Raw genomic sequence first — 20,076 nt, 5'->3', positions numbered from 1 at the left:
GCAGCCGCCGGAGGGTAAAAGACCCGCAGGGATCTGCGGGTCGGCTCAGGCCATTCCGGCTCTGTGGGCCAAGGGGCGCAGCTCCGGGGTGGACCGGCGGTGTTCCCGGCGCAGCAGTTCGGTCAGGAGGCGTGCCGTCCCCGGGTGGTAGCGGATGAGTTCGGGGGCGAGGTGTTCAGCTTCCAGGAGGGTGTGGACCGCTGCGGCGTCCTGGCGCCGCTGTGTGTAGGCGCGAGCCAGATCCAGACCCACCTGAGCGCGTCGGCTGACCAGCCCGGCGGGAAGAGCGCTGACGTCCAGGTCCTCCCCCACTTCCACGGCAGTACGTGCGTCACCGGTCGCCATGGCGGTGCTGATGGTGTGGATGGCGACGTTGGTCCTGCCGAAAGCCGTCCCGTGCAGGTTGCGGTCCCCGCCGAGGCGTTCGGCGGCGCGATGGGCTTGGCGGAGCAAGCGCGGCACGGCTACCCGGTCGAACTCCGCGGCGGCGGCCGTGGCCGCCGCCAGGTGTAGCCCGCCGTAGACGCTCAGTTCCTCGGGAGTGCCGGGGTTCATCCGGCGTTCAAGTACGCCCGCCGCACCCATCGCCAGCTCTGCCGCTTCGGCGGGGTGTCCGCGTGAAATGAACACATACGCCATCCGGTAGGCGGCCACGGCGGTCAACAAGGGCTGGTTGGCCCATGCGGCAGCTGACATAGCGCGGTCGGCGGCCTGCCAGGCCAGGTTTTTCTCCCCCACTTTGCGCAGCAGGGCCGCCGTGGTGTTGTAGACCATGGCCCTGGCCGCGCACACCGCAGGCCGATCGGCCCCACGGCTGTGCGCGGCGGCCTCTGCCTCGCGGATCAATCGGGGCAGACGTCGTCCGGCCTCGTCGTAACGGGCCGCCTGGTAGGCGGCATAGGTGTGGTGGGCCTGGGCGAGCAACACGGACGGGTCAACCCGGGGTTCGGTGCCGGTCTCGGCGACGATGGTCTCCAGCGTGGAGTACCGCATCATGGCCCGCTCGATCGTGCGGGCAGCGTCGTAGCGCATATCGGTGACCGCCTCGGATTTGGTGCCGGTCAGTTCGGTGAGGCCCAGCCGGAGCACGAGTGACAGACGGTTCAGGACCTCGTGTGAGTCCACCGTGAGGATTCCGCGTTCGACCTGGGAGAGCCAGGACTCGGAGCGCCCCACAAGACCGGCGAGCACGCTCTGGGAATAGCCGTGCCTGCGTCGTGCGCGTTTGATCGTCTGGCCTCGGGTGGCGGGATCCACACTGCGCCTTTCGGTCAGAGGCTGTTCACGGTGTCGAGGACGTGCTGCCAGGTGGGCATGCGGCGCTCGTAGGGAGCGTCGGGGTCATGCAGGACGGTGACCGCCTCCGTCCCGCGCAGGGTCTCCAGGGACCGGGCGAAGGCGGGGTGGGAGGCGAGTTGGGGTTTGCAGTGGGGCACCACCACGGTGGGTACCCGGTACCCGGCCATCTCGCACAGCAGGGAGACCGCGAAGTTGTCGGCAATGCCCTGGGCGAACTTGTTGACGGTGTTGAAGGTCAGCGGACACGCCAGGACGGCGTCGGCGGGAGGAAGGCTCTTGCCCATACCGGGCCTACGGAAGTCGACGCGGACCGGCTCACCAGTCAGCTCCTCCAAACGCTCCTGGTCGTGAAAGTGCACGCCCGTGGGTGTGGAGAGCACCGTCACCCGCCAGTGCTGGTCCTGGATGGCCTGCACGAGTTCGGTGGTCCCTTCGGGTGCGGGAGCACCGGACAGTACCAGGTAGAGGGTTCTCGACATGGCCAGAGTCTAGAACGCGCCCAGTGCAGGGGTCGGGGGTTCATGGACCTGCAAGCTACGGTCCTGTTCAACAGCACACGTTTATAGAGACCCTGCCGAATACGGCGTAGGGCCCGGCTCCTGGTACCTCCGGTAGTCCCGAGATACCCGGCACGGCTACGGCTGACGCGCCTTGAGGGTGGTGAGTAGACCGGCCCACTCCGGGCTGGTGAAGGTGAGGTGGCCGAGTTCGCGGTGCTGGGTGTCCCGTACTCGTGTCTCGTCCTGCCCTTCAGCGACCTCGACACAGTTTCCACCACCGCCACCGGAGTAGCTGGATTTGTGCCAAGCCATACGGTCGGACTCGTTGAAAGCCACCTGGTGCCTCATCCTTCGTAGCGTTCGCTGCGGACGCGCTGAATGCGTTTGACGGATTCCTCAGGGCTCAGTGCCTGGCCCTGAGTGCGCTGGAAAATGCGCGAGAAGAGGTCGATGTCGTGGTCCTTCTCCAGGTAGAGGGCACCTGCCCGGTACTCGACGAGAACGACGTCTCCGAAGCTGACATCAGTCAGCAGGTTGGGAAATTGCATGAGGACGAAGCTTCCCTCACTGGCGGCGTGTGCACCAGCGTCGAAAGGCAGGACGCGAAGGTCGACGTTGGGCAGCTCGGCTCGGTCCAGCAACACGGAGAGCTGTTCACGCATGGTGTCAGTGCTGCCGACAGTCCGGTAGAGGGCGCTCTCGTTCACCACTGCATTGAACTGGAGGGGCGGTTCTTCGGTCAGGCGCTTCTGGCGCTGCATGCGCACGGTGACATGAGCTTCCACCTGCTCGTCCGAGTCGGCATCGACGTCGGCTGAGAGCACGAAGCGGGCGTAGTCGGCGGTCTGGAGCAACCCGGGGATCGTGCCGTCCTCGTAGTTCAGCACGGTGTGCGCTTCGGATTCCAGGCCGATGTAGGACTCGAACCACTCGGGGATGTCCCGGTGTCTGTGCCACCAGCCGAGTTCCTTCTGCCTGGCCAGGTCAACGAGCTTGTCCCTGTCCTCCTTGGACAGCCCGTAGAACTCGCTGAGCACGTACACGACCGGTACGGGCCAGGGGTTCTCCGCCTTCTCGTACTTGGTCAGCGTGCCTGGGCTGATGTCGGCGTGGCGAGCCGCGGTACCGCTCTTGATGCCCGCCCGGATACGGGCGCGCTTCATGACACGGGCGATGGTGCGCCGGGTGACGCCTGCTGGGCTCTGCCCCACCGATGACCTCCAGGAGCCGGGGTGTGTCCAGTTTGGCGCATCCCTACCCAGAGAGCCAACTTGTGGCAATCAGTCTCTGCGCAAATTTCCCCAGAACCCATTGCGCTGCATCCTGCGTGCCTCCATACTCATTGCCAGGAGACAGATACACCGAGTGGTTGTTGATCTGGAGGTGTTCACGATGAGTGGATGTGGCGTGCCTCGGCCGAGGCGGGCGGTGGAGGAGTGGCGGGTGCCCGGGAGCGGACTGCCGCACCGGTTCCCCAGCAGGGGGACGGGAACGCGCACGGCGTTCTTCGGCTCCCAGCCCTCGCAGGCGGCGCAGATCCGCAGCTGGTGCCAGCGGGGCCTCCGTATGCCCGCGCACCGCACCTTCCCGGTGCTGGTGGTGGTCAGCGAGCTGGTGGCCAACGCCTGGCTGCACACCGCCTCCGGCAGCGAATGCGGGCGGGTGCGGGTGCGGATACGCCACCTGCTGGAGCGCGTCCTCCTCGTGGCGGTCACCGACGACGGGCCCCGTCCCGGACAGACCCCGCACGTGCCCCGGCTGTCCCCCGAGACCGACGCGCTGACCACGTGCGGCCGAGGTCTGCGCCTTGTGGACCGACTGTCCGTGGAGTGGGGCTGGGAGGGCGAGCCCGGCCAGCCCCTGACGGTCTGGGCGCACATCGACCCCTACGCGCCCGTGCCCGAGAGCGTCGAGGCCTGAGGAGCACGGAGTGGCGTGGGACCGCAGTCAGGACGCCGACAAGTACGAGGCCGCCCGTCTCCTGGAGCAACTGCACAGCCACTGGTGGGTGCTGTGGGGACCGGGATCGCGCAGCTTCTTCGCCTTCTACCTCGGCCCGCACCACGTCGCACCGCTGGAAGCGGACACACCGCAACAGCTTGACGAGCGGATCCGCACCGCCGAGCGGGAAGCGCAGCCCCACCGGGGCCAATGACACCCGCCCGAACGCGAACGCAGAAGAAAAAGAAGACGCCCCGACCAGTGCTCCAACACCGGACCGGGGCTCGATCAACCACCTGAGCAAGCAGGAGGAGACCGTGGAGCACCACCCTAGTGGGCGACACCGCAGGCCCCGTCAGAGCCTGGCCGGACGCGTGTGGGCGCTGACCGCCGCACTGCTGGCCATCGCCCTGGCCGCCGTGTTCGTCCCCCAGCACCCCCGGCGTCCCCACCCCGAGAAGGCGGCGATCACGCCGCCGCCCCGCCGCCGCCGGGAACTGCCACCCGCCCCTGCCAAGCGTCGTCCCCTCCAGGACCCGCCGGGCTTCCCCACCGATGACGTATGGCGAACGAGCGCGAGTCGGACCTCCTCGCGCTGGGGCGGCGACTACCACGACGACGGGCACGTGACCGAGAAGCGCGGGACCGACCCCCACGAGGTCGAGGACGCCCTGGTCCGTCCCTATATGGTCCCGTTCCCCCGGGTTCCGGTCGGCGACCTGCTGGCCGGAGCCGTCGAGTCGACCGCCCCCGCCGGACCCACGGCCACCGCTGCACCCTCCGGAGGCGTGGCCGACGACATGGGCGACCTCGCCGCCGTCATCCGCCTCTACCTCGACCGGGTTGGATGAGCTGAGCTCGGGGAAATACACCAACGGGCGGCGTCCGCCACGGACACCGCCCGTTCACCGCCGCCACCACGGGGATCCACCGGGGCCTACCAGTTGGTAACAATTGGGGCCACACACCTCTCATCTCTGGAGACTGTGACCGGGCACACTCTAAGGTTCCGCTATGGGTGTAATGCGTAAGCGTGTCCTCGTTCGTGTGCTTTTGGGCCTTCTCTCCACCGTGGTGGTGCTGGCCCTGGTCGGCGCGCTCCTGGGGGTCTGGACGGTCCGAAGGTCCTTCCCGGAGACCTCCGGAGAACTCACCGTCCCGGGCCTGGAGTCCTCCGTCACCGTGCTGCGCGACGAGTACGGCGTCGCCCACGTCTACGCGGACAACACCCACGACCTCTTCATGGCACAGGGGTTCACGCACGCCCAGGACCGCTTCTGGGAGATGGACTTCCGCCGCCACGTCACGGCGGGGCGCACCGCCGAGCTGTTCGGCCCCGACCAGGTGGAGACCGACGTCTACCTGCGCACCATGGGCTGGCGGCACGTCGCCGAGCAGGAGTACGACCTCCTCGCCCCCGAGACGCAGAAGTACCTGGACTCCTACGCGGCCGGGGTCAACGCCTGGCTGGCCGAGAACGACGGAACGGAGGCCAGCCTGGAGTACGGGCTGCTCTCCGTGCTCAACGGCGGCCACGAGATCGAGGAGTGGACCCCGGTCGACAGCCTCGCCTGGCTCAAGGCCATGGCCTGGGACCTGGGCGGCAACATGCAGGAGGAGACCCAGCGCGCCCAGCTGATCGACGCCGGGCTGACGGAGGAGCAGGTCGAGGAGCTCTACCCGGCCTACCCCTTCGAGGAGCACCAGCCGATCACGGACACCGACGAGCACGGGGTGGCCGAGGCAGCCGAGACCGAGACCGGGTCCGAGGCCACCGGAACCAGCACCGGGGCCGACCTCCGGGAAGCCGACGAGCGCCGCTCCCCCGAACTGCCCGACGGCGCCGTTCCCGCCCTCACCGACGTGGCCGAGACCGCCGCGTCACTCCCCCGCATGCTCGGCCCCGGCACCAGCCCCGACCTCGGCTCCAACTCCTGGGTGGTCGGCGGCGAGCACACCGAGAGCGGCATGCCCCTGCTGGCCAACGACCCCCACCTGGGCGCGGCGATGCCCTCCACCTGGTACCAGATCGGACTGCACTGCACCGAGCTGACCGAGGCCTGCCCCTTCGACGTCAGCGGGTTCAGCTTCTCCGGCCTGCCCGGCGTGATCATCGGCCAGAACGAGTCGATCGCTTGGGGCTTCACCAACGTCGACCCCGACGTCATGGACCTGTACGTGGAACGGCTCGACGGCGACGGATACGTGGTCGACGGCGAGACCCGGCCGCTGGAGACCCGCGAGGAGACCGTCAGGGTCGCGGGCGGTGAGGACGTCGACATCGTCGTGCGCTCCACCCACCACGGGCCGCTGCTGTCCGACACCGACGCGGGCTCCGACCTCGCCGAGGTCGCCGAGGAGCCCGCGCTGGAGGGCGCGGACGACGGCGAGTACGCGGTCTCCCTGCAGTGGACCGCGCTGACCCCCGGGACCACGGCGGACTCCGTCTTCGCCATGAACCGCGCCCGTGACTGGGACGGCTTCCGCGAGGCGGCCAGCCGGTTCGACGTCCCGGCGCAGAACCTCGTCTACGCCGACAACGACGGCAACATCGGCTACCAGACCCCCGGCACGGTGCCGGTCCGCGGCGAGGGCGACGGCCGCTACCCCGCCCCCGGATGGGACTCCGACCACGACTGGAAGGACTACATCCCCTTCGACGAGCTGCCGAGCGTGTACAACCCCGAGTCGGGCGTCATCGTCACCGCGAACCAGTCGGTCGTGGACGCGGACTACGAGCACGTGCTCACCAGCGACTGGGACTACGGCTACCGGTCGCAGCGGATCAACGACCTGCTCGGCGAGGCGATCGCCGAGGGCCCGGTGACCGGTGAGGACATGTCGCGCATCCACATGGACTCGTTCCACGGCGGTGCCGTCGACGTCGTCCCGTACCTGCTGGAGGCGGACGTGGAGGGAACCACCGCCCGGGCGCGGGAGCAGCTGGAGGACTGGGACCTGTTCACCGACGCGGACTCCGCCGGGGCCGCGTTCTACCAGGCCACCTGGCGCCACCTGCTGCCGCTGCTGTTCGACGAGATGGAGCCGTACACGATGAGCGGCAGCTCGCGCGGGATGTACGTGGTGAGCCAGCTGTTGGAGGACCCGGAGTCGGACTGGTGGCGGGGTGAGGACGCCAGCGGGCGCGAGGAGGTGCTCGCCGCCGCGATGGACGCGGCGGCCGAGGAACTGACCGAGCGGCTGGGCGACGACCCGGCCGACTGGCGCTGGGGCGACCTGCACACCCTGACCGCGACCCACGAGTCGTTCGGCACCTCGGGCATCGGCCCGGTCGAGTGGCTGTTCAACCGGGGACCGGTGGAGAGCTCCGGCGGGGCCAGCATCGTCAACGCCACCGGCTGGGACCCGACCGAGGGGTACGGCATCACCGCGGTGCCGTCGATGCGGATGGTGGTGGACCTGTCCGACCGGGACGCGTCCACGTGGGTGCACCTGACCGGCAACTCGGGCCACGCGTTCCACGGCAGCTACGACGACCAGCTGGAACTGTGGAGCCGGGGCGAGACCCTGCCGTTCGCGGTCAGCGAGGAGGCGGTCCGCGAGGCCGCCACGGACGAGCTGGTCCTGAACCCCTGACCCCCTGAAGCCCTGACGCGCTGGCCGCACGCGTGAGGTGCCTTCGCCGATGATCTTGCCCGTACTGGCGTCGTCGGCGGTCGAGGACGCCAGTACGGGCAAGATCATCGCGGGTGGGGCGTGGCGGTGGGGCGTGGGGAGGGAGCGCGGGGAAGGGGGCGTCAGTTCCGGTCGGCGGACCCGAGCGGGAAGGAGACTCCGGTGAGCTCCTCCGACATCGTCCACAGGCGCTTGGCGGCGCGGCCGTCCCAGGCCTCCTCGCTCCGGCTGGAGAGGGTGGGGGCGCCACGCGTGCCGCCCATGGCCTTGGGTCCGGCGTAGGCCGAGCCGGGAACGTCCTGGGTGGCGGCGAAGATCGTGGGCAGGGCGCCGTTCGCGGCGCTCTGGGCGAAGAGCATGTTGCCCAGCATCGCGATCCGGCGGGAGAACGGGTTGGCGCCGTGGCTCTGCAGGTTGGTCGCCGCGTAACCGGGGTGGGCGGCGGTGGAGAGCACAGGGGAGCCCACGAGCTCCAGGCGTCGCTGGAGCTCCAGCGTGAACAGCAGGTTGGCGAGCTTGGACTGGGCGTAGGCCTTGTAGGGGGTGTAGCCCCGCTCCAGGTTGACGTCGTCGAAGTCGATGCCCCGGGCCATCCGGTGCAGGCTGGAGGAGACGGTGACCACCCGGCCCGTGACGTGCTCCATGAGGAGGTTGGTCAGGGCGAAGTGGCCGAGGTGGTTGGTGCCGAACTGCAGCTCGAAGCCGTCCTTGGTCGTGCCCCGGGGCACCGCCATGATGCCCGCGTTGTTGATGAGCAGGTGGATCTCGCCCTGCCACCGCTCGGCGAAGGAGCGCACGGACGACAGGTCCGCCAGGTCCAGGTGGCGCACCTCGGTGTCACCGTCCACGCTGTCGGCCGCGGCGCGGCCCCTCACCTCGTCGCGCACGGCCAGCACGACACGCGCACCGGCCCTGGCCAGTACACGCGTGGTCTCGATACCCAGACCACTGTTGGCTCCGGTGATGATCGCCGTGCGGCCGCTGAGATCGGGCATTCTGACCGCTGTGGTGTCCATCTCGCCACGGTAGGCGAGCTCCCACGGGTTGTCCATGGAAACAATGATGACAACGCAAACATCCGTTTATCCTGGGTCACATGGCCGACCGCCCCTACCACCACGGAGATCTGCGCGCCGCCCTGCTCGCCAGCGCGGAGCGCGCCCTGGCCGAGCGCGGTCCGGCGGGGCTGTCCCTGCGCGAGCTCGCCCGCGAGGCGGGTGTCAGCCACGCCGCGCCGGGCCGCCACTTCAGGGACAAGCAGGCGCTGCTGGACGCGCTGGCGCTGACCGGCTTCGAGCGGCTGATCGGTCGGCTGGCGGAGGCGTCCGCCTCCGGAGGGGGCGCGCGTGCCCAGGTCCTCGCCATGGCCAGGGCCTACGTGGGGTTCGCGATGGAGCACGAGGCGCTGCTCGACCTGATGTACGCGCACAAGCACGATCCCGGCGTCTCCGAGCAGTTGGCCGACGCCGTGTCGCGGCTGAAGGACATGCTGGTGCGGCCCATCGCCGACGGCCAGGCCGCCGGCGAGATCGCGGGCGGCGACCCGGTGACCCTCGCGTCCACCGTGTCCGCGACCCTGCACGGCATCACCGTGTTCGGCGCCACGGTCTCCCCCGAGGAGATCGACGCGGGTCTCGCCGACGCGGTCCACGTGCTCTTCGAGGGCCTGGCCCCGCGCTGACGGAGCGCGTCCCCACGCACCGGGGCGGCCCCCGCGCTTGCGGGCCATGACCGGGGCCGACCACGGGGCCGACCACGGGGCCGGGCTCACACGCCGGTGGTCCACGGCCGCCGCGACCAGCCGCGACCAGCCGCCGCACCCCGTATCGATGCTCCCCGGCCCGCCCCGTCCGGACGCCGCTGCCCCCTTGGAACCTCCACCGGCCCGTCGGCGGCGCCGAAACCCGGCCGATCCGATTCGCCATACTCCTGTCGTTTGGCCCGGAGCCCGGTTAACGTGTGCCCTATCCCCCAAACCCCCTGTTCGGAGAGGGCTTCGCCAGTGGTTCCCATCAAGCACGTGCCCCGTCCCCGACCCACACGCCCGGCGCGACGCGTCGTCCGGGCGAGTCTCGTCCCCGCTCTGGCCCTGCTGCTCGCAGGGTGCGGCAACTCCCAGGAAGATCCAGGCACCCTGGTCTCCGTAGCCCCCGAGTCGTCCGCTCCCGCACCCGACGACTCCCCTGACACATCGCGCTTCAACCAGTTCGACCCGCAGGTAGGCGATCTCGACGCCACGCTGTCCTACTGCGCTCCGGGGCTGTCTGCCAACACTGAGGAGAGCTGCGGCCTGGACGGTATCCGCTCCAGGATCACCGAAGACGTGGTCGGGCCCATGCGGGAGGAGATCGAGGAGAGTCCGGCCCCCGAGGAGTACGTCGACGTCTCCACCGCGATCGACGGAGTGGACGAGGCGGTCGGGGAACTCAAACCCTGCGAGGACTGGTTCACCTCCGAGGAACACGACTCGGGCACGGAGTGCGGCCAGGCATGGAACTCCCTGACCTCGAACTGGCGGGACCTCACAAGCGCGATGGGTTACGGGGTTCCCTGACCCCGGCCCAGCACCCCGGCGGACCCGGCCGGTGCCGACCGGCCCGTTTCGCCGGGCCGGCGTCCCGGGTAGGTCCCGGTCGTGGCCAGTACGACCCGACCGGCCGGAACGGGGGAAGAACCATGCATGCGTCCATCGGCGACTACGTGCACACCCACGGGGTCGTCAGCACCGAGGGCAGGAGCACCGGGGAGATCGTGGAGATACGCGGCGCCAACGACGGTCCGCCGTACATGGTGCGGTTCCCCGAGGGCGAGGAACGGCTCATCTACCCGGGGCCGGGCACGGTGGTGGAGCCCAGGGACCCGGTGGACTGACGGAGCCGGAGGAGGCCCCGGGGCGGTCGGCACCCGGGAGGCCCCGAACGGGGCGGTTCCCGGAACGGTCGCCGCCCGCGCCGGGACGCGGCCGTGACGGTGGCGGCGGGGATGCCCGCCGCCGCTCGCGTGCCGGGCGGGCCACCGGTCCAGGAAACCGGCGAGGTCGGCCGAGGCGCGCTCGATCCGCTCCTCCGCGGTGAGGGACCCGTCGAAACGTCCGCCGGCCCCGGGGCGCCGCCCCTCCCCCTCACACCCGTGGAGGGTCGTGCCTCACGAGCAGGTACAGCACGAAGGGCTCTCCCCCGTGGCGGAACTCGCGCGCGTAGTGGAAGCCGAGCCGTTCCATGACCGCACGGGAGCGGAGGTTGTGTACCTCGGTGAAGGAGGCCACCTCCTCCGCGCCGAGTTCGCCGAAGGCCAGCGCCAGCCCCGCGCGTCCGATCTCGCTGGCGTAACCGAGCCCCCAGAACCGTTCGCGGACCGCCCACCCGATCTCCAGGCGCCGGGCACCGGCCACCTCCGCGTAGGACAGGCCGCCGCGCCCCACCAGTGCGCCGGACTCCCGGTCGTGGGCGATCCACTTGTGCACGCCCTCTGACTCCCAGGCGTGTTCCATGTACAGGGCGCTCTCCCAGGCCTCTCCCCGGGTCCACGTGCCGCCGTACCACCGCGCGACACCGGGGTCGCGGTGCAGGTGCCACAGGTCGTCGGCGTGCTCGGGGCCGATGGGCCTCAGGACCAGCCGCTCCGTGACGCGTGTGCCGGACGGTTCCGGGAGACGGGGGAAGGCGCGGGGGAGGCGGGGGAAGCGGATCATGTCACGGGCACCCGGCCCGGGTGGGGCCGACGCGGTCGGAGATCTCCGTGGGGAGGGCCTCGCGGCGACCGCCGGCCGCGAAGGCCTCCGTCGCGGTCCGGGGCGTCTCCTCCCCGCGCTGGCCGCGGTCCCCCCGCGGCGCACGCGACCCGCCCGCACTCTTCGCTCCCACACGGGGAAGTCTAGGTCCAGACCACCTCGGAAGCCCATACCCCCGGTGTACTGCGATTTCCTCCCCCGCCTACCGGGCCATGGGCCAGGAGGGCGGAGAAGGTGTCTACCTAACGCTCGTTAAGTGTGTTTTCATACCTCGGTGACGGTGGTGGCTCGCCGCCGTACGCGCTCCCCCACGGGCTCGCTGGTCGCGCTCGCGTGGGCCCGGAGCCCTGACCGGCCTCCACCGGCCCGCCTCAGACACGGGCGCCCCGGCCAGCCCATCCCGCCGGGGCGCCCGTCCTCCCCCCGCCCCGGGTCAGGCGGCCGTGTCCGGGGTGGAGTGCCCCGCGCCGAGCCGTGTCACACCGCCCGTGTGAGGGGTAGGGGCCAGACTGGTCCCGTCCGGGACGTCCCCGGACCCACGTCGAGGAGGACGCATGGAACTCGGTCTGCACGTCGCCGACTTCACCTGGGACGGCGGGACGCCCGCCATCGGCCCGACTCTCGCCGACACCGCCCGCCAGGCCGAGGAGGCGGGCGTCTCGCGGCTCACGGTGATGGACCACTTCTGGCAGATGGGCGGCGACATCGGCGCCCGGGAGAACGCCATGCTGGAGGCGTACACCACCCTGGGGTTCCTGGCCGCGCACACCGAGCGGGTCCTCCTGCACGCCCTGGTCACCGGGGCCGTGTACCGCGAGCCGGGTGTACTGGCCAAGCAGGTCAGCACGCTCGACACCCTGTCCGGCGGCCGCGCCGGACTGGGCGTGGGGGCCGCCTGGTACGCGGACGAGGCGCACGGCCTGGGCATCCCGTTCCCGTCCACCGCGGAACGCTTCGAGCGGCTGGAGGAGACGATCCGGATCTGCCTCCAGATGTGGAGCGACGACGAGGGCCCCTACCAGGGCAGGCACCACAAGCTGGACCGCACCCTCAACTCCCCGCAGAACCTGTCCGCCCCGCACCCGTACCTGATGGTCGGCGGCAGCGGTGAGAGGAAGACCCTGCGGATGGTCGCCCAGTACGCGGACGCGTGCAACATCTTCGGCGGCCCGGGAGCGGAGCACAAGCTCGACGTGCTCAGGGGCCACTGCGAGGCTCTCGGGCGCGACTACGACCGCATCGAGAAGACCACGACCTTCTCCTTCACCCCCGAGAGCACGCGGGACGAACTGGTCCGGCAGCTCCTGGAGGTGAACCGGACCGGGTTCACGGTCGCCTACGTGTTCGGCCAGGGTTTCTCCGACCCCCGTGAGGCGGTCGAGCTGCTCGCCTCCGTCATGCCCGAGATCGCCGACGCCTAGGTGTACTGACCTGAGGGGTTGGGACCGCGGCGGCGCGGGTCCGCGGACCTGCGGCCGGCGAAGGATCAGCGGGGCGGCCGGAGGCGGCGCGGCCGCTGGCGGTGGGGACCGCGCCCGCTCCCGACGTGCCACGGGAGGGGCGCGGACCACGGCGAGGCCGGGGCACCCCACCGATACCGGGTCCCGGGTCCGGAAGCGTTCCGGACCCGGATCCCGGGTCCGGGGACGTTCCGGGACCGGGGCCTCAGATCACAGCGAGTCGATCAGCTCGCGGCAGGCGCGCTGGCAGCGCCTGCACGCCTCCCCGCACACACGGCAGTGCTCGTGCATGGAGGCGTGCGCCTCGCACTCGTCGGCGCAGGTCTTGCAGGCCTGCTCGCAGGCCTCCAGGATCGCCCGGGTCAGGTTGGCGTCGTAGCCCGTGTGGCGTGAGATCACACGTCCGGTGGTGTCGCACTGGTCCGCGCAGTCGAGGTTGGTGCGCACGCACTTGGTGAGGTCGGCGACCGTGTCCTCGCTCAGGCAGGCGTCCGCGCACGCGGTACACGACTGGGCGCACTCGAAGCACGCCTCGATACAGGCGAGCAGCTTCTCCCGGTCGACTCCGCCCAGGTCCTTGGGATAGGTCTCCAGCATCTGGCCTGCCACACTCATGACTCGGCTCCCCCTTGGTCGGCATCGAGAACGTCTGGAACTCGCAGGCCGGGACCCAATGCACCGGCCCACCCCCGCCACTAACCCCCGGGTGCCGTGCCAAACCACCGCGGGCTCCTTCGCGGGCGGGCGGACCCTCACACCAGGCCGTCCACGTCCTCGCGCAACACCGTGCCGCGGCGCATGAACTCCGCGGCGGCCGCGAGGCCGAGACCGAGGGCCACCGCGGTCACCGGCACGTCCACGACGACCTCAAGAGGCGGGGATCCCGGAAGCGCGCGGCTCGCCCCGTCCACGACGGCCTGGTACGCGAACACCCGCGTCGCGGACGCCAGCAGCGCTCCGGCCAGGACGACGGCGGCGCACGCCCAGAGGCGACGCACGTTGACCGGTGCGAAGGGGGCCCCGGTCCGCAGCGACCTCACCACACGGAACAGCAGCAGCCCGACGACCGCCACCTGCACGGCGAGGACCAGCGAGGGCGCGAACGCCCACAGCCGGTCGCCGACGGTCGGTTCGGCGATCTCCAGCGCGGCGGTGACGGGACCCGTGAGCGCGGGTCCGCCACCGTCTCCGACGAGCGGGGCACCGGCCGCCGAGGTCGTGACGGGGATGAGGACGTTGTCCGCCACCAGGGTCCCGACAGCGGTGAAACAGGCCAGAAGCACTCCCCCGGCGGCCGCCGCGAGAGCCGTCCACTCCGAGGCGCGTTGACGTACAGCGTTCACAGGTCTCCACCACATCCCACGTTTTGCCTATCGACAATCGATAAGTTCTGCGCCTAATGTATCGGTAATCGATATGGCTACGCATCCCTTCCCCCCACATCCGAGGCCCTCCACGTGAACGACACCGCCCCCGCCCGCACGTCCGCCGTCTTCCTGGCCGGAACCGCCCTGTGCTTCGTCGTCCCACCCCTGGCGGTGGGAGTCCTGGCCCCCGCACCGCCCCCGCCCGGCGCGCTCATCGCGCTCGCCCTGGTCGAACTGGCGTCCGCGGCGGCACTCGTGTCCTGGTGGCTCCGTCGGCGGGGGCTGCCGCTCAGCGCGCTCGGGCTGACGTCACGGTCCTGGGGGCGCGACGCCCTGCTCGGAGCGGCGACCGTCCCGCCGCGCCTGCTGCTGGAGTTCGCCGTGCTGATCCCCGCGGCCGGCGGCGCCGACAACCCCGGAGTCCAGGAGGTGCTCACCAGCGCCTCGGCGGGAGCGGTGGCGCTCACAGCGACAGTGGTGCTCGGCGTGGTGGGAGGGGGCCTGGCCGAGGAGCTCTACTTCCGCGGGTTCCTCCTGGGGGCCCTGCCCGGGTTCTTCGTCCACCGCAGGGCCGCGCTGTACGGCGCGGCCCTGGTCTCGGTCCTCCTCTTCGCGGCGCTGCACCTTCCGTCCTCGGGCCCCGACGTGGTCGCCATCGTGGTCGCCGGGCTGGTCTACACGGCCCTGTTCCTCGTGACCCGCCGCCTGACCGCGACCGTCGTCGCGCACTCGCTGTGGAACGTCTCCGCCGTCGTCGGCGTCCTCGCCCTCCACGGGTGAGCGGCCGACCGCGCCGGCCCCGTACCCGGTGCCCCTCCCGGTACGGGGCCGGTTCCGCACCGCGTGTCAGCGCTATTCCTCGTTCTGCTCGTAGATCTCGGCCGTCCCGGGACCGTGGTCGGGCATCGCCGAGCGGGCGGACGCCTCCCGGTGCAACCGCAGGAACTCCAGGTGGCGCTCGTACTCGTCGAGGATGTTGCCGATGAGCTGCTCCTTGGTGAAGCCCATCACGTCGTAACCCTGGCTGCCCTCGGTGAGGTAGACCTCGAAGCGCACGTAGGTGTCGTGCTCGGTGAGCGACCGCGTGGCGAACGCCGGAGTGGGCATCACGATCGGCCACACCCGGTAGCTGAAGTCCTCCTCGTCGCCCATCGGCACCTTCAGGTCCAGGTGCGGGATCTGGGCCTCCTCGTCGGTCCCCTCGGTGACCGACGCCTCCACCCCCTGGTTGCGCAGCTCCTCCGCGACCGCCTGGAACGCGGGGCGGCACACCTCGTGGACGAACCTGACGGCCGCGCGCTTGCCGGGGAAGCTCACCGCACGCGCGACCCGCTGCCGCCAGCTCCTCTCCGGGCCCCGGCGGTCGACCGCGGTCCGGTCCGACAGCGACGAAGTCAGGGTGGTGCGGAACGCGTCCTGCCGGAACCGCTCGGTCCGGAGCGCCTTGTACAGGCCCCAGATGATCAGCAGCATCACGAGCGAGAACGGCAGGCCCATGATGATCGTCGCGTTGGTCAGCGCGTCCACGCCGCCGACGATGAGCATGGCGAGGGTGAGCAGGCCGGTCGCCGCGGCCCAGAAGATGCGCAGCCACGGCGAGGCGTCGGTGAGCGGTGTCGGCAGGTGGGAGCTGAGGTTGCCCATCACCAGCGCACCGGAGTCCGCGGAGGTGACGTAGAGCAGCAGCCCGACGAAGGTCGCCAGCCCGGCGGTGAACATGACCCCCGGGTACTGCATGAGCAGTGTGTAGAAGCCCTGTTCGGGCACGTTCATGGCGGTCTCGCCGAACTCGGTGTTGCCCCGCATCACCACGGACAGCGCGCTGTTGCCGAAGATCGACAGGAACGTCAGCGTGTACAGCAGCGGGACCACCAGCGTCGCCGTGACGAACTGCCGGATGGTGCGGCCGCGCGAGATCCTGGCGAGGAACAGCCCGACGAACGGCGCCCAGGCGATCCACCAGGCCCAGAAGAACAGCGTCCAGGCGTTGAGCCAGTCGGTCGGCTGGTCGTAGGCGAAGGTGTTCAGCGTCATCGAGGGGAAGCGGCTGATGTAGTCGCCGATGTTGAGAACGAGGGAGTTGAGCAGCCGGGCCGGGCCCTCGGCGACCAGCACGTACAGCATCAGGACGATGGCGAGCAGGACGTTGAGCTCGGACAGCCGCCTGATACCCCGGTCGACACCCGCCACGGCGGACACCGTGGCCATGAGCAGGGCGACGAGGATCAGCCCGACCTGCGCCGCGATTCCCTCGGGGATGCCGAAGAGGAAGTTCAGTCCGTAGTTGAGCTGTACGACGCCGATGCCGAGCGACACGGAGATGCCGAAGATCGTGCCGATGATGGCCGCGAGGTCGACCGCGTCACCGATCCGGCCGTGGACGCGCTTGCCGATGAGCGGGTACAGGGCCGACCGGATGGCCAGCGGAAGGTGGTAGCGGAACGCGAAGTAGCCCAGCGCCATGCCCATCAGCGCGTACATCGCCCATCCGGTGATGCCGTAGTGGAACAGCGTCCACACCACGGCCTGCCGGGCCGCCTCGACGGTCTGCGGATCGCCCTCGGGCGGTGCGAGGTAGTGGCTGACCGGACCGGAGACGGAGAAGAACATCAGGTCGATGCCGATGCCCGCCGCGAAGAGCATGGCCGCCCACGCGAACACCCCGTAGTCCGGTGTGGAGTGCTGGGGGCCGAGTTTGACCTGGCCGTACCGGGACACGGCGATGAACACCACGAACGCCAGGTACAGGGTGGCGACGAGGAAGTAGTACCAGCCGAACCCCCGGGAGATCCACGAAACCAGCGTTCCGATGGTGGTCTCGGCACCCGTCGGCGTGATGATCGCCCAGATCGAGATCGCGAGGATCAGCACGGACGAGCCGACGAAGACCACGGGCTTGACCCGGCTCTTCCTGTTCTGGGCCTCGACGGCGGTCTTCGGGACTCCCGGTTCCGCTGCGCTGCCCTGCTCTCCGTTGGTGGACACCAATATCCCCTCTCATCCGTACGGTGCCGGTGGTGGTTCGCTGCGCCTGGCGGCAACGGGGTGTTACCAAGGATGGAGCCGGCGGCCCCGGGGAGCACCGTCACCAGGGAGCCGCCGTGTTCTCCACGACCGGCAGGAGACACGACTCCGAACAGTCCACACGCCCCCATCCTCTACGAGCATGCGGTGATGGAGCGGTAACCCACGTGTGCCGGTGTGCCGCTTCCCGCGACACGGCCCGCGAAACCTCGCGGGGGCCGGGGAGGGGACGGGGAAGGGAAACCGGGTCCCAGCGCGCGGTGGCAGGAGGCCCGGACGGGGAACCCCCATCGGCACTCCCACGCCCCCGACGGCACGTCGGCGGTGACCGCCGTCCACCGGCGGCGGGGGCGTCCGGTGGTCGTCCCAGGTCGGGCCGTATGAGAGCCAGCGAGGGGAATCGAACCCCTAACCTATCGCTTACAAGGCGATTGCTCTGCCGATTGAGCTACGCTGGCGGGCCGCCGCGGCCGTGGCCCCGGCTGCGTCCCCGGGAAATGGTACCGGGTCAGAGGCCGCCAGGCCTACTCGGATACCTCTGGGCCGCGGAGACGTCGTCCTGCCCGCCGTCCTCCGCCTGCGGCCCTCCCTGATCCGGCAAAGAAGCGCCGGACGGCATGCCGGGCCCGGTTAACCACCATCCCGTCCGGAAACGAGAGGGGGACATGCTCCCTCCCGGGAGCGGAGAGGTGGAAGGGACATGGCGGGCAACAGGGGCGTGGTGTACCAGGGCGCCGGCAGGGTCGAGGTCCAGGACATCGCCTATCCGGAGTTCGAACTCAAGGACGGCCCGGGGGTCAACCCGGCGAACGTGGGGCGCAAGGTGCCGCACGGGGCCATCCTCAAGGTCGTCGCCACCAACATCTGCGGAAGCGACCAGCACATGGTGCGGGGACGCACCACCGCGCCGGAGGGGATGGTCCTGGGCCACGAGATCACCGGGGAGGTGGTCGAGAAGGGCCCCGACGTCGAGTTCGTCGAGGTCGGCGACCTGGTCTCGGTGCCGTTCAACATCTCCTGCGGGCGCTGTCGGAACTGCAAGGAGCGGCGGACGGAGATCTGCCTCAACGTCAACCCCGACCGTCCGGGCTCGGCCTACGGCTACGTCGACATGGGCGGCTGGGTCGGCGGGCAGGCCAACTACGCGCTGGTGCCCTACGCCGACTGGAACCTGTTGAGGTTCCCCGACCGCGACCGGGCGATGGAGAAGATCCTCGACCTGACGATGCTCTCGGACATCTTCCCGACCGGCTACCACGGCTGCGTCACCGCGGGCGTGGGCGTGGGATCGAGCGTCTACATCGCGGGTGCCGGACCCGTCGGACTGGCCGCGGCCGCGTCGGCCCACCTGCTGGGCGCGGCGGTGGTGATCGTCGGTGACATGAAGGAGGACCGCCTGGCCCAGGCCCGCAGCTTCGGGTGCGAGACGGTCAACGTCGCGGAGGGCGACCCCGGCGAGCAGATCGAGCGGATCCTCGGCAGCCCCGTGGTGGACTCCGCGGTGGACGCGGTCGGCTTCGAGGCTCACGGGACCGGGAAGGACGCCGGGAAGGAGGCTCCCGCGAGCGTCCTGAACACCGCGATGGGCCTGACCAGGGCGGGAGGATCGATCGGCGTCCCGGGCCTGTACGTGACCGGCGACCCCGGCGCCTCCGACGAGGCGGCCCGGGAGGGCTCCCTGTCGATCCGGCTCGGGCTGGGCTGGTCCAGGTCGCACGCCTTCTTCACCGGCCAGTGCCCGGTCATGAAGTACCACCGTGAGCTGATGGCGGCGATCATGACCGACCGCGTGCGGATCGCCGAGGCCGTCAACGCCGTGGCGATCCCGCTGGAGGAGGCCCCGGAGGGCTACCGGTCCTTCGACGAGAGCGCGGCCAGCAAGTACGTGCTCGACCCGAACGGCTACCTCGGCACGGGCTGAGGTCCCCCGCGGGAACCGGCCGGGGGAGACCGCACGGCGCAGACGAGGTCACGGGGCACGGGCGGTGACGAGGGTGAGGGCCCGCTCGGGCGTCTCCACGCACCGCACGTCACGGTAGCCCGCGGCCGTCAGCTCGCGCGCCGTCTCCCCCGGCCCCCACGGGGTGATCCGGCTGAGGGACATGCGCCAGCGCACGACCGCCTCGCGCACGTCACCGGCCGGATCGTCGCGCAGCACGGTCGCGGTGAGCAGGCGCGCGCCCGGCCGCAGGGCGTCGCGCACGCGGGGCAGGGCCCGCTCGACGGCGCCGGGGGCGAGGGCCGCCAGGGGGAACCAGGCCAGGTCGTAGACGCCCCGCTCGGAGAGGTCGGCCACGTCCAGCAGGCGCAGTTCGACCCGGTCGCCCAGGCCGCGTCCGGCCAGGTGGCGCTCGGCCAGGCGCAGCGCCCGGGGCTCGACGTCCAGGCCGACCGCGCTGGATCCGGGGACCCGGTCGAGCACCGCGGCCGCGATGGCGCCGACTCCGGTCCCCACGTCGAGGAAGCGCAGGCCGTCCTCCTCCAGGAGGTCGCCGAACCCCGGCACGCGCTCCCCCAGCAGGTCGAGGAAGGCCCCCATCCGCTCGCCGGAGGCGACGCCCTCCGCCAGGAGGGCCGCGTCGTCCTCCTCCTCATGGCCGTCCCGGCCCGCGGCGGCGTCGGCGGCCTGGCCCAGCTGTCGTGCGACCCTGCGGGGAAAGGCCGACGGACCGGCGGGGCCCGCGAGGAGGGCCCGGTAGGCCGGGAGCAGCCGCCACCCGTCACCGTCGGGTTCGGCGCACCCCGCGGCGGCCAGCAGTCTGCCGTGTTCCCGCGACAGCGGTCGGCCCTCCGAGGCGGCGGCGAGCGCCGCCAGCGTCCAGGCGCCGCTGAGCCACGCGTCGACGCGGGTCGCGGGGTCGGGTCCGGCGTTGGCCATGGCGTGAGTGTGCCACCCCCCCGCGTCCCGGCGCACTCCCCGTGTTTCGGGACCCGGTCCCACATCAGACGGATCGCCTGCTTTTTCGCGCTTTCATGGTGACAGGCGTCACCATGCTGGGGTAAAGAGTACGGGAGCGCGTACACAACGTCGCGTTCAGTGTGCCTACCGCTGAGGAGTCACGACATGGCCTGCGCCGGTTACGAGTGGACCGTTCCGCTGGAGAACGCGGACGACATCG

Annotated in this window: 21 protein-coding genes and 1 tRNA gene; 10 read left to right on the top strand and 12 right to left on the bottom strand. The window is 70.7% G+C overall.

Annotation, left to right across the window (positions count from 1 at the left end):
• Positions 1 to 45: 45 nt before the first annotated feature.
• The 4 genes from FYX01_RS12165 to FYX01_RS12150 all read right to left on the bottom strand — a co-directional run bounded on the left by FYX01_RS12165 (position 46) and on the right by FYX01_RS12150 (position 3,010).
• Positions 46 to 1,257, bottom strand: coding sequence for a helix-turn-helix domain-containing protein (locus tag FYX01_RS12165; protein ID WP_150240651.1), 1,212 nt, complete (start codon positions 1,255 to 1,257; stop codon positions 46 to 48).
• A gap of 14 nt (positions 1,258 to 1,271) precedes the next feature.
• Positions 1,272 to 1,778: a flavoprotein gene (locus tag FYX01_RS12160; protein ID WP_150240649.1), complete on the bottom strand. Its 507-nt coding sequence runs from the start codon at positions 1,776 to 1,778 to the stop codon at positions 1,272 to 1,274.
• 156 nt (positions 1,779 to 1,934) lie between these two features.
• Complete coding sequence (locus FYX01_RS12155) at positions 1,935 to 2,111, bottom strand: DUF397 domain-containing protein (RefSeq protein WP_223830416.1); 177 nt, start codon at positions 2,109 to 2,111, stop codon at positions 1,935 to 1,937.
• Between the two features lie 32 nt (positions 2,112 to 2,143).
• The gene (locus tag FYX01_RS12150) at positions 2,144 to 3,010 is read right to left on the bottom strand and encodes a helix-turn-helix domain-containing protein (protein WP_223830415.1); all 867 of its coding nucleotides are present in this window, start codon (positions 3,008 to 3,010) and stop codon (positions 2,144 to 2,146) included.
• Between the two features lie 196 nt (positions 3,011 to 3,206).
• On the opposite strand from FYX01_RS12150, the gene FYX01_RS12145 reads away from it, so the two are divergent.
• The 4 genes from FYX01_RS12145 (at position 3,207) to FYX01_RS12130 (ending at position 7,337) form a co-directional block, all read left to right on the top strand.
• Positions 3,207 to 3,719 carry an ATP-binding protein gene (locus FYX01_RS12145; protein ID WP_317846059.1) on the top strand — a complete coding sequence of 171 codons (513 nt, stop codon included), beginning with the start codon at positions 3,207 to 3,209 and terminating at the stop codon, positions 3,717 to 3,719.
• Between the two features lie 10 nt (positions 3,720 to 3,729).
• Positions 3,730 to 3,954, top strand: a complete 225-nt coding sequence (locus FYX01_RS12140; RefSeq protein WP_150240643.1) for a hypothetical protein — start codon at positions 3,730 to 3,732, stop codon at positions 3,952 to 3,954.
• A gap of 103 nt (positions 3,955 to 4,057) precedes the next feature.
• On the top strand, positions 4,058 to 4,591 hold the full coding sequence (locus tag FYX01_RS12135) for a hypothetical protein (protein ID WP_150240641.1): 534 nt from the start codon (positions 4,058 to 4,060) through the stop codon (positions 4,589 to 4,591).
• A 172-nt stretch (positions 4,592 to 4,763) separates the two neighbouring features.
• Positions 4,764 to 7,337 carry a penicillin acylase family protein gene (locus tag FYX01_RS12130; RefSeq protein ID WP_190394285.1) on the top strand — a complete coding sequence of 858 codons (2,574 nt, stop codon included), beginning with the start codon at positions 4,764 to 4,766 and terminating at the stop codon, positions 7,335 to 7,337.
• Between the two features lie 161 nt (positions 7,338 to 7,498).
• Here the strand turns inward: FYX01_RS12130 and FYX01_RS12125 are convergent, their stop codons facing one another.
• Positions 7,499 to 8,428, bottom strand: coding sequence for an oxidoreductase (locus tag FYX01_RS12125; protein ID WP_223830414.1), 930 nt, complete (start codon positions 8,426 to 8,428; stop codon positions 7,499 to 7,501).
• A 44-nt stretch (positions 8,429 to 8,472) separates the two neighbouring features.
• On the opposite strand from FYX01_RS12125, the gene FYX01_RS12120 reads away from it, so the two are divergent.
• The 3 genes from FYX01_RS12120 to FYX01_RS12110 all read left to right on the top strand — a co-directional run bounded on the left by FYX01_RS12120 (position 8,473) and on the right by FYX01_RS12110 (position 10,247).
• Positions 8,473 to 9,057: a TetR/AcrR family transcriptional regulator gene (locus FYX01_RS12120; RefSeq protein WP_150240638.1), complete on the top strand. Its 585-nt coding sequence runs from the start codon at positions 8,473 to 8,475 to the stop codon at positions 9,055 to 9,057.
• Between the two features lie 339 nt (positions 9,058 to 9,396).
• Positions 9,397 to 9,930: a hypothetical protein gene (locus FYX01_RS12115; RefSeq protein ID WP_150240636.1), complete on the top strand. Its 534-nt coding sequence runs from the start codon at positions 9,397 to 9,399 to the stop codon at positions 9,928 to 9,930.
• A 122-nt stretch (positions 9,931 to 10,052) separates the two neighbouring features.
• The gene (locus tag FYX01_RS12110; RefSeq protein WP_150240634.1) at positions 10,053 to 10,247 is read left to right on the top strand and encodes a DUF1918 domain-containing protein; all 195 of its coding nucleotides are present in this window, start codon (positions 10,053 to 10,055) and stop codon (positions 10,245 to 10,247) included.
• A 250-nt stretch (positions 10,248 to 10,497) separates the two neighbouring features.
• On the opposite strand, the gene FYX01_RS12105 is transcribed toward FYX01_RS12110, so the two are convergent.
• Both FYX01_RS12105 and FYX01_RS26120 read right to left on the bottom strand, forming a co-directional pair.
• A complete protein-coding gene (locus tag FYX01_RS12105; RefSeq protein WP_150240632.1) occupies positions 10,498 to 11,067 on the bottom strand; it encodes a GNAT family N-acetyltransferase in 570 nt (189 codons plus the stop codon).
• A gap of 1 nt (position 11,068) precedes the next feature.
• On the bottom strand, positions 11,069 to 11,239 hold the full coding sequence (locus FYX01_RS26120; protein ID WP_190394284.1) for a hypothetical protein: 171 nt from the start codon (positions 11,237 to 11,239) through the stop codon (positions 11,069 to 11,071).
• Positions 11,240 to 11,660: 421 nt separating this feature from the next.
• Between FYX01_RS26120 and FYX01_RS12100 the strand changes: the two genes are divergently transcribed.
• Complete coding sequence (locus FYX01_RS12100; RefSeq protein WP_150240630.1) at positions 11,661 to 12,527, top strand: LLM class F420-dependent oxidoreductase; 867 nt, start codon at positions 11,661 to 11,663, stop codon at positions 12,525 to 12,527.
• Between the two features lie 249 nt (positions 12,528 to 12,776).
• On the opposite strand, the gene FYX01_RS12095 is transcribed toward FYX01_RS12100, so the two are convergent.
• Together FYX01_RS12095 and FYX01_RS12090 are read right to left on the bottom strand one after the other, a co-directional pair.
• A complete protein-coding gene (locus FYX01_RS12095) occupies positions 12,777 to 13,181 on the bottom strand; it encodes a four-helix bundle copper-binding protein (RefSeq protein ID WP_150240628.1) in 405 nt (134 codons plus the stop codon).
• Positions 13,182 to 13,318: 137 nt separating this feature from the next.
• Positions 13,319 to 13,909, bottom strand: a complete 591-nt coding sequence (locus FYX01_RS12090; protein ID WP_190394283.1) for a hypothetical protein — start codon at positions 13,907 to 13,909, stop codon at positions 13,319 to 13,321.
• Between the two features lie 114 nt (positions 13,910 to 14,023).
• On the opposite strand from FYX01_RS12090, the gene FYX01_RS12085 reads away from it, so the two are divergent.
• Complete coding sequence (locus tag FYX01_RS12085) at positions 14,024 to 14,713, top strand: CPBP family intramembrane glutamic endopeptidase (RefSeq protein ID WP_190394282.1); 690 nt, start codon at positions 14,024 to 14,026, stop codon at positions 14,711 to 14,713.
• A gap of 72 nt (positions 14,714 to 14,785) precedes the next feature.
• Here the strand turns inward: FYX01_RS12085 and betT are convergent, their stop codons facing one another.
• Together betT and FYX01_RS12075 are read right to left on the bottom strand one after the other, a co-directional pair.
• Positions 14,786 to 16,918 carry a choline BCCT transporter BetT gene (betT, locus tag FYX01_RS12080; RefSeq protein ID WP_150240623.1) on the bottom strand — a complete coding sequence of 711 codons (2,133 nt, stop codon included), beginning with the start codon at positions 16,916 to 16,918 and terminating at the stop codon, positions 14,786 to 14,788.
• A 424-nt stretch (positions 16,919 to 17,342) separates the two neighbouring features.
• Positions 17,343 to 17,415: transfer RNA gene (locus FYX01_RS12075), tRNA-Thr, on the bottom strand.
• Positions 17,416 to 17,657: 242 nt separating this feature from the next.
• Here FYX01_RS12075 and fdhA point away from each other — a divergent pair.
• Entirely contained in the window at positions 17,658 to 18,878 is a 1,221-nt protein-coding gene (gene fdhA, locus FYX01_RS12070) for a formaldehyde dehydrogenase, glutathione-independent (RefSeq protein WP_150240620.1), read from the top strand.
• A 48-nt stretch (positions 18,879 to 18,926) separates the two neighbouring features.
• On the opposite strand, the gene FYX01_RS12065 is transcribed toward fdhA, so the two are convergent.
• Positions 18,927 to 19,835, bottom strand: coding sequence for an SAM-dependent methyltransferase (locus FYX01_RS12065; RefSeq protein ID WP_150240619.1), 909 nt, complete (start codon positions 19,833 to 19,835; stop codon positions 18,927 to 18,929).
• Positions 19,836 to 20,076 lie beyond the last annotated feature (241 nt).

It is taken from the genome of Nocardiopsis quinghaiensis (genome assembly GCF_008638365.1).
Taxonomy (GTDB): domain Bacteria; phylum Actinomycetota; class Actinomycetes; order Streptosporangiales; family Streptosporangiaceae; genus Nocardiopsis; species Nocardiopsis quinghaiensis.
The sequence above is the reverse complement of the archived record's forward strand: the minus strand, read 5'-3'. Positions and strand labels throughout refer to the sequence as shown.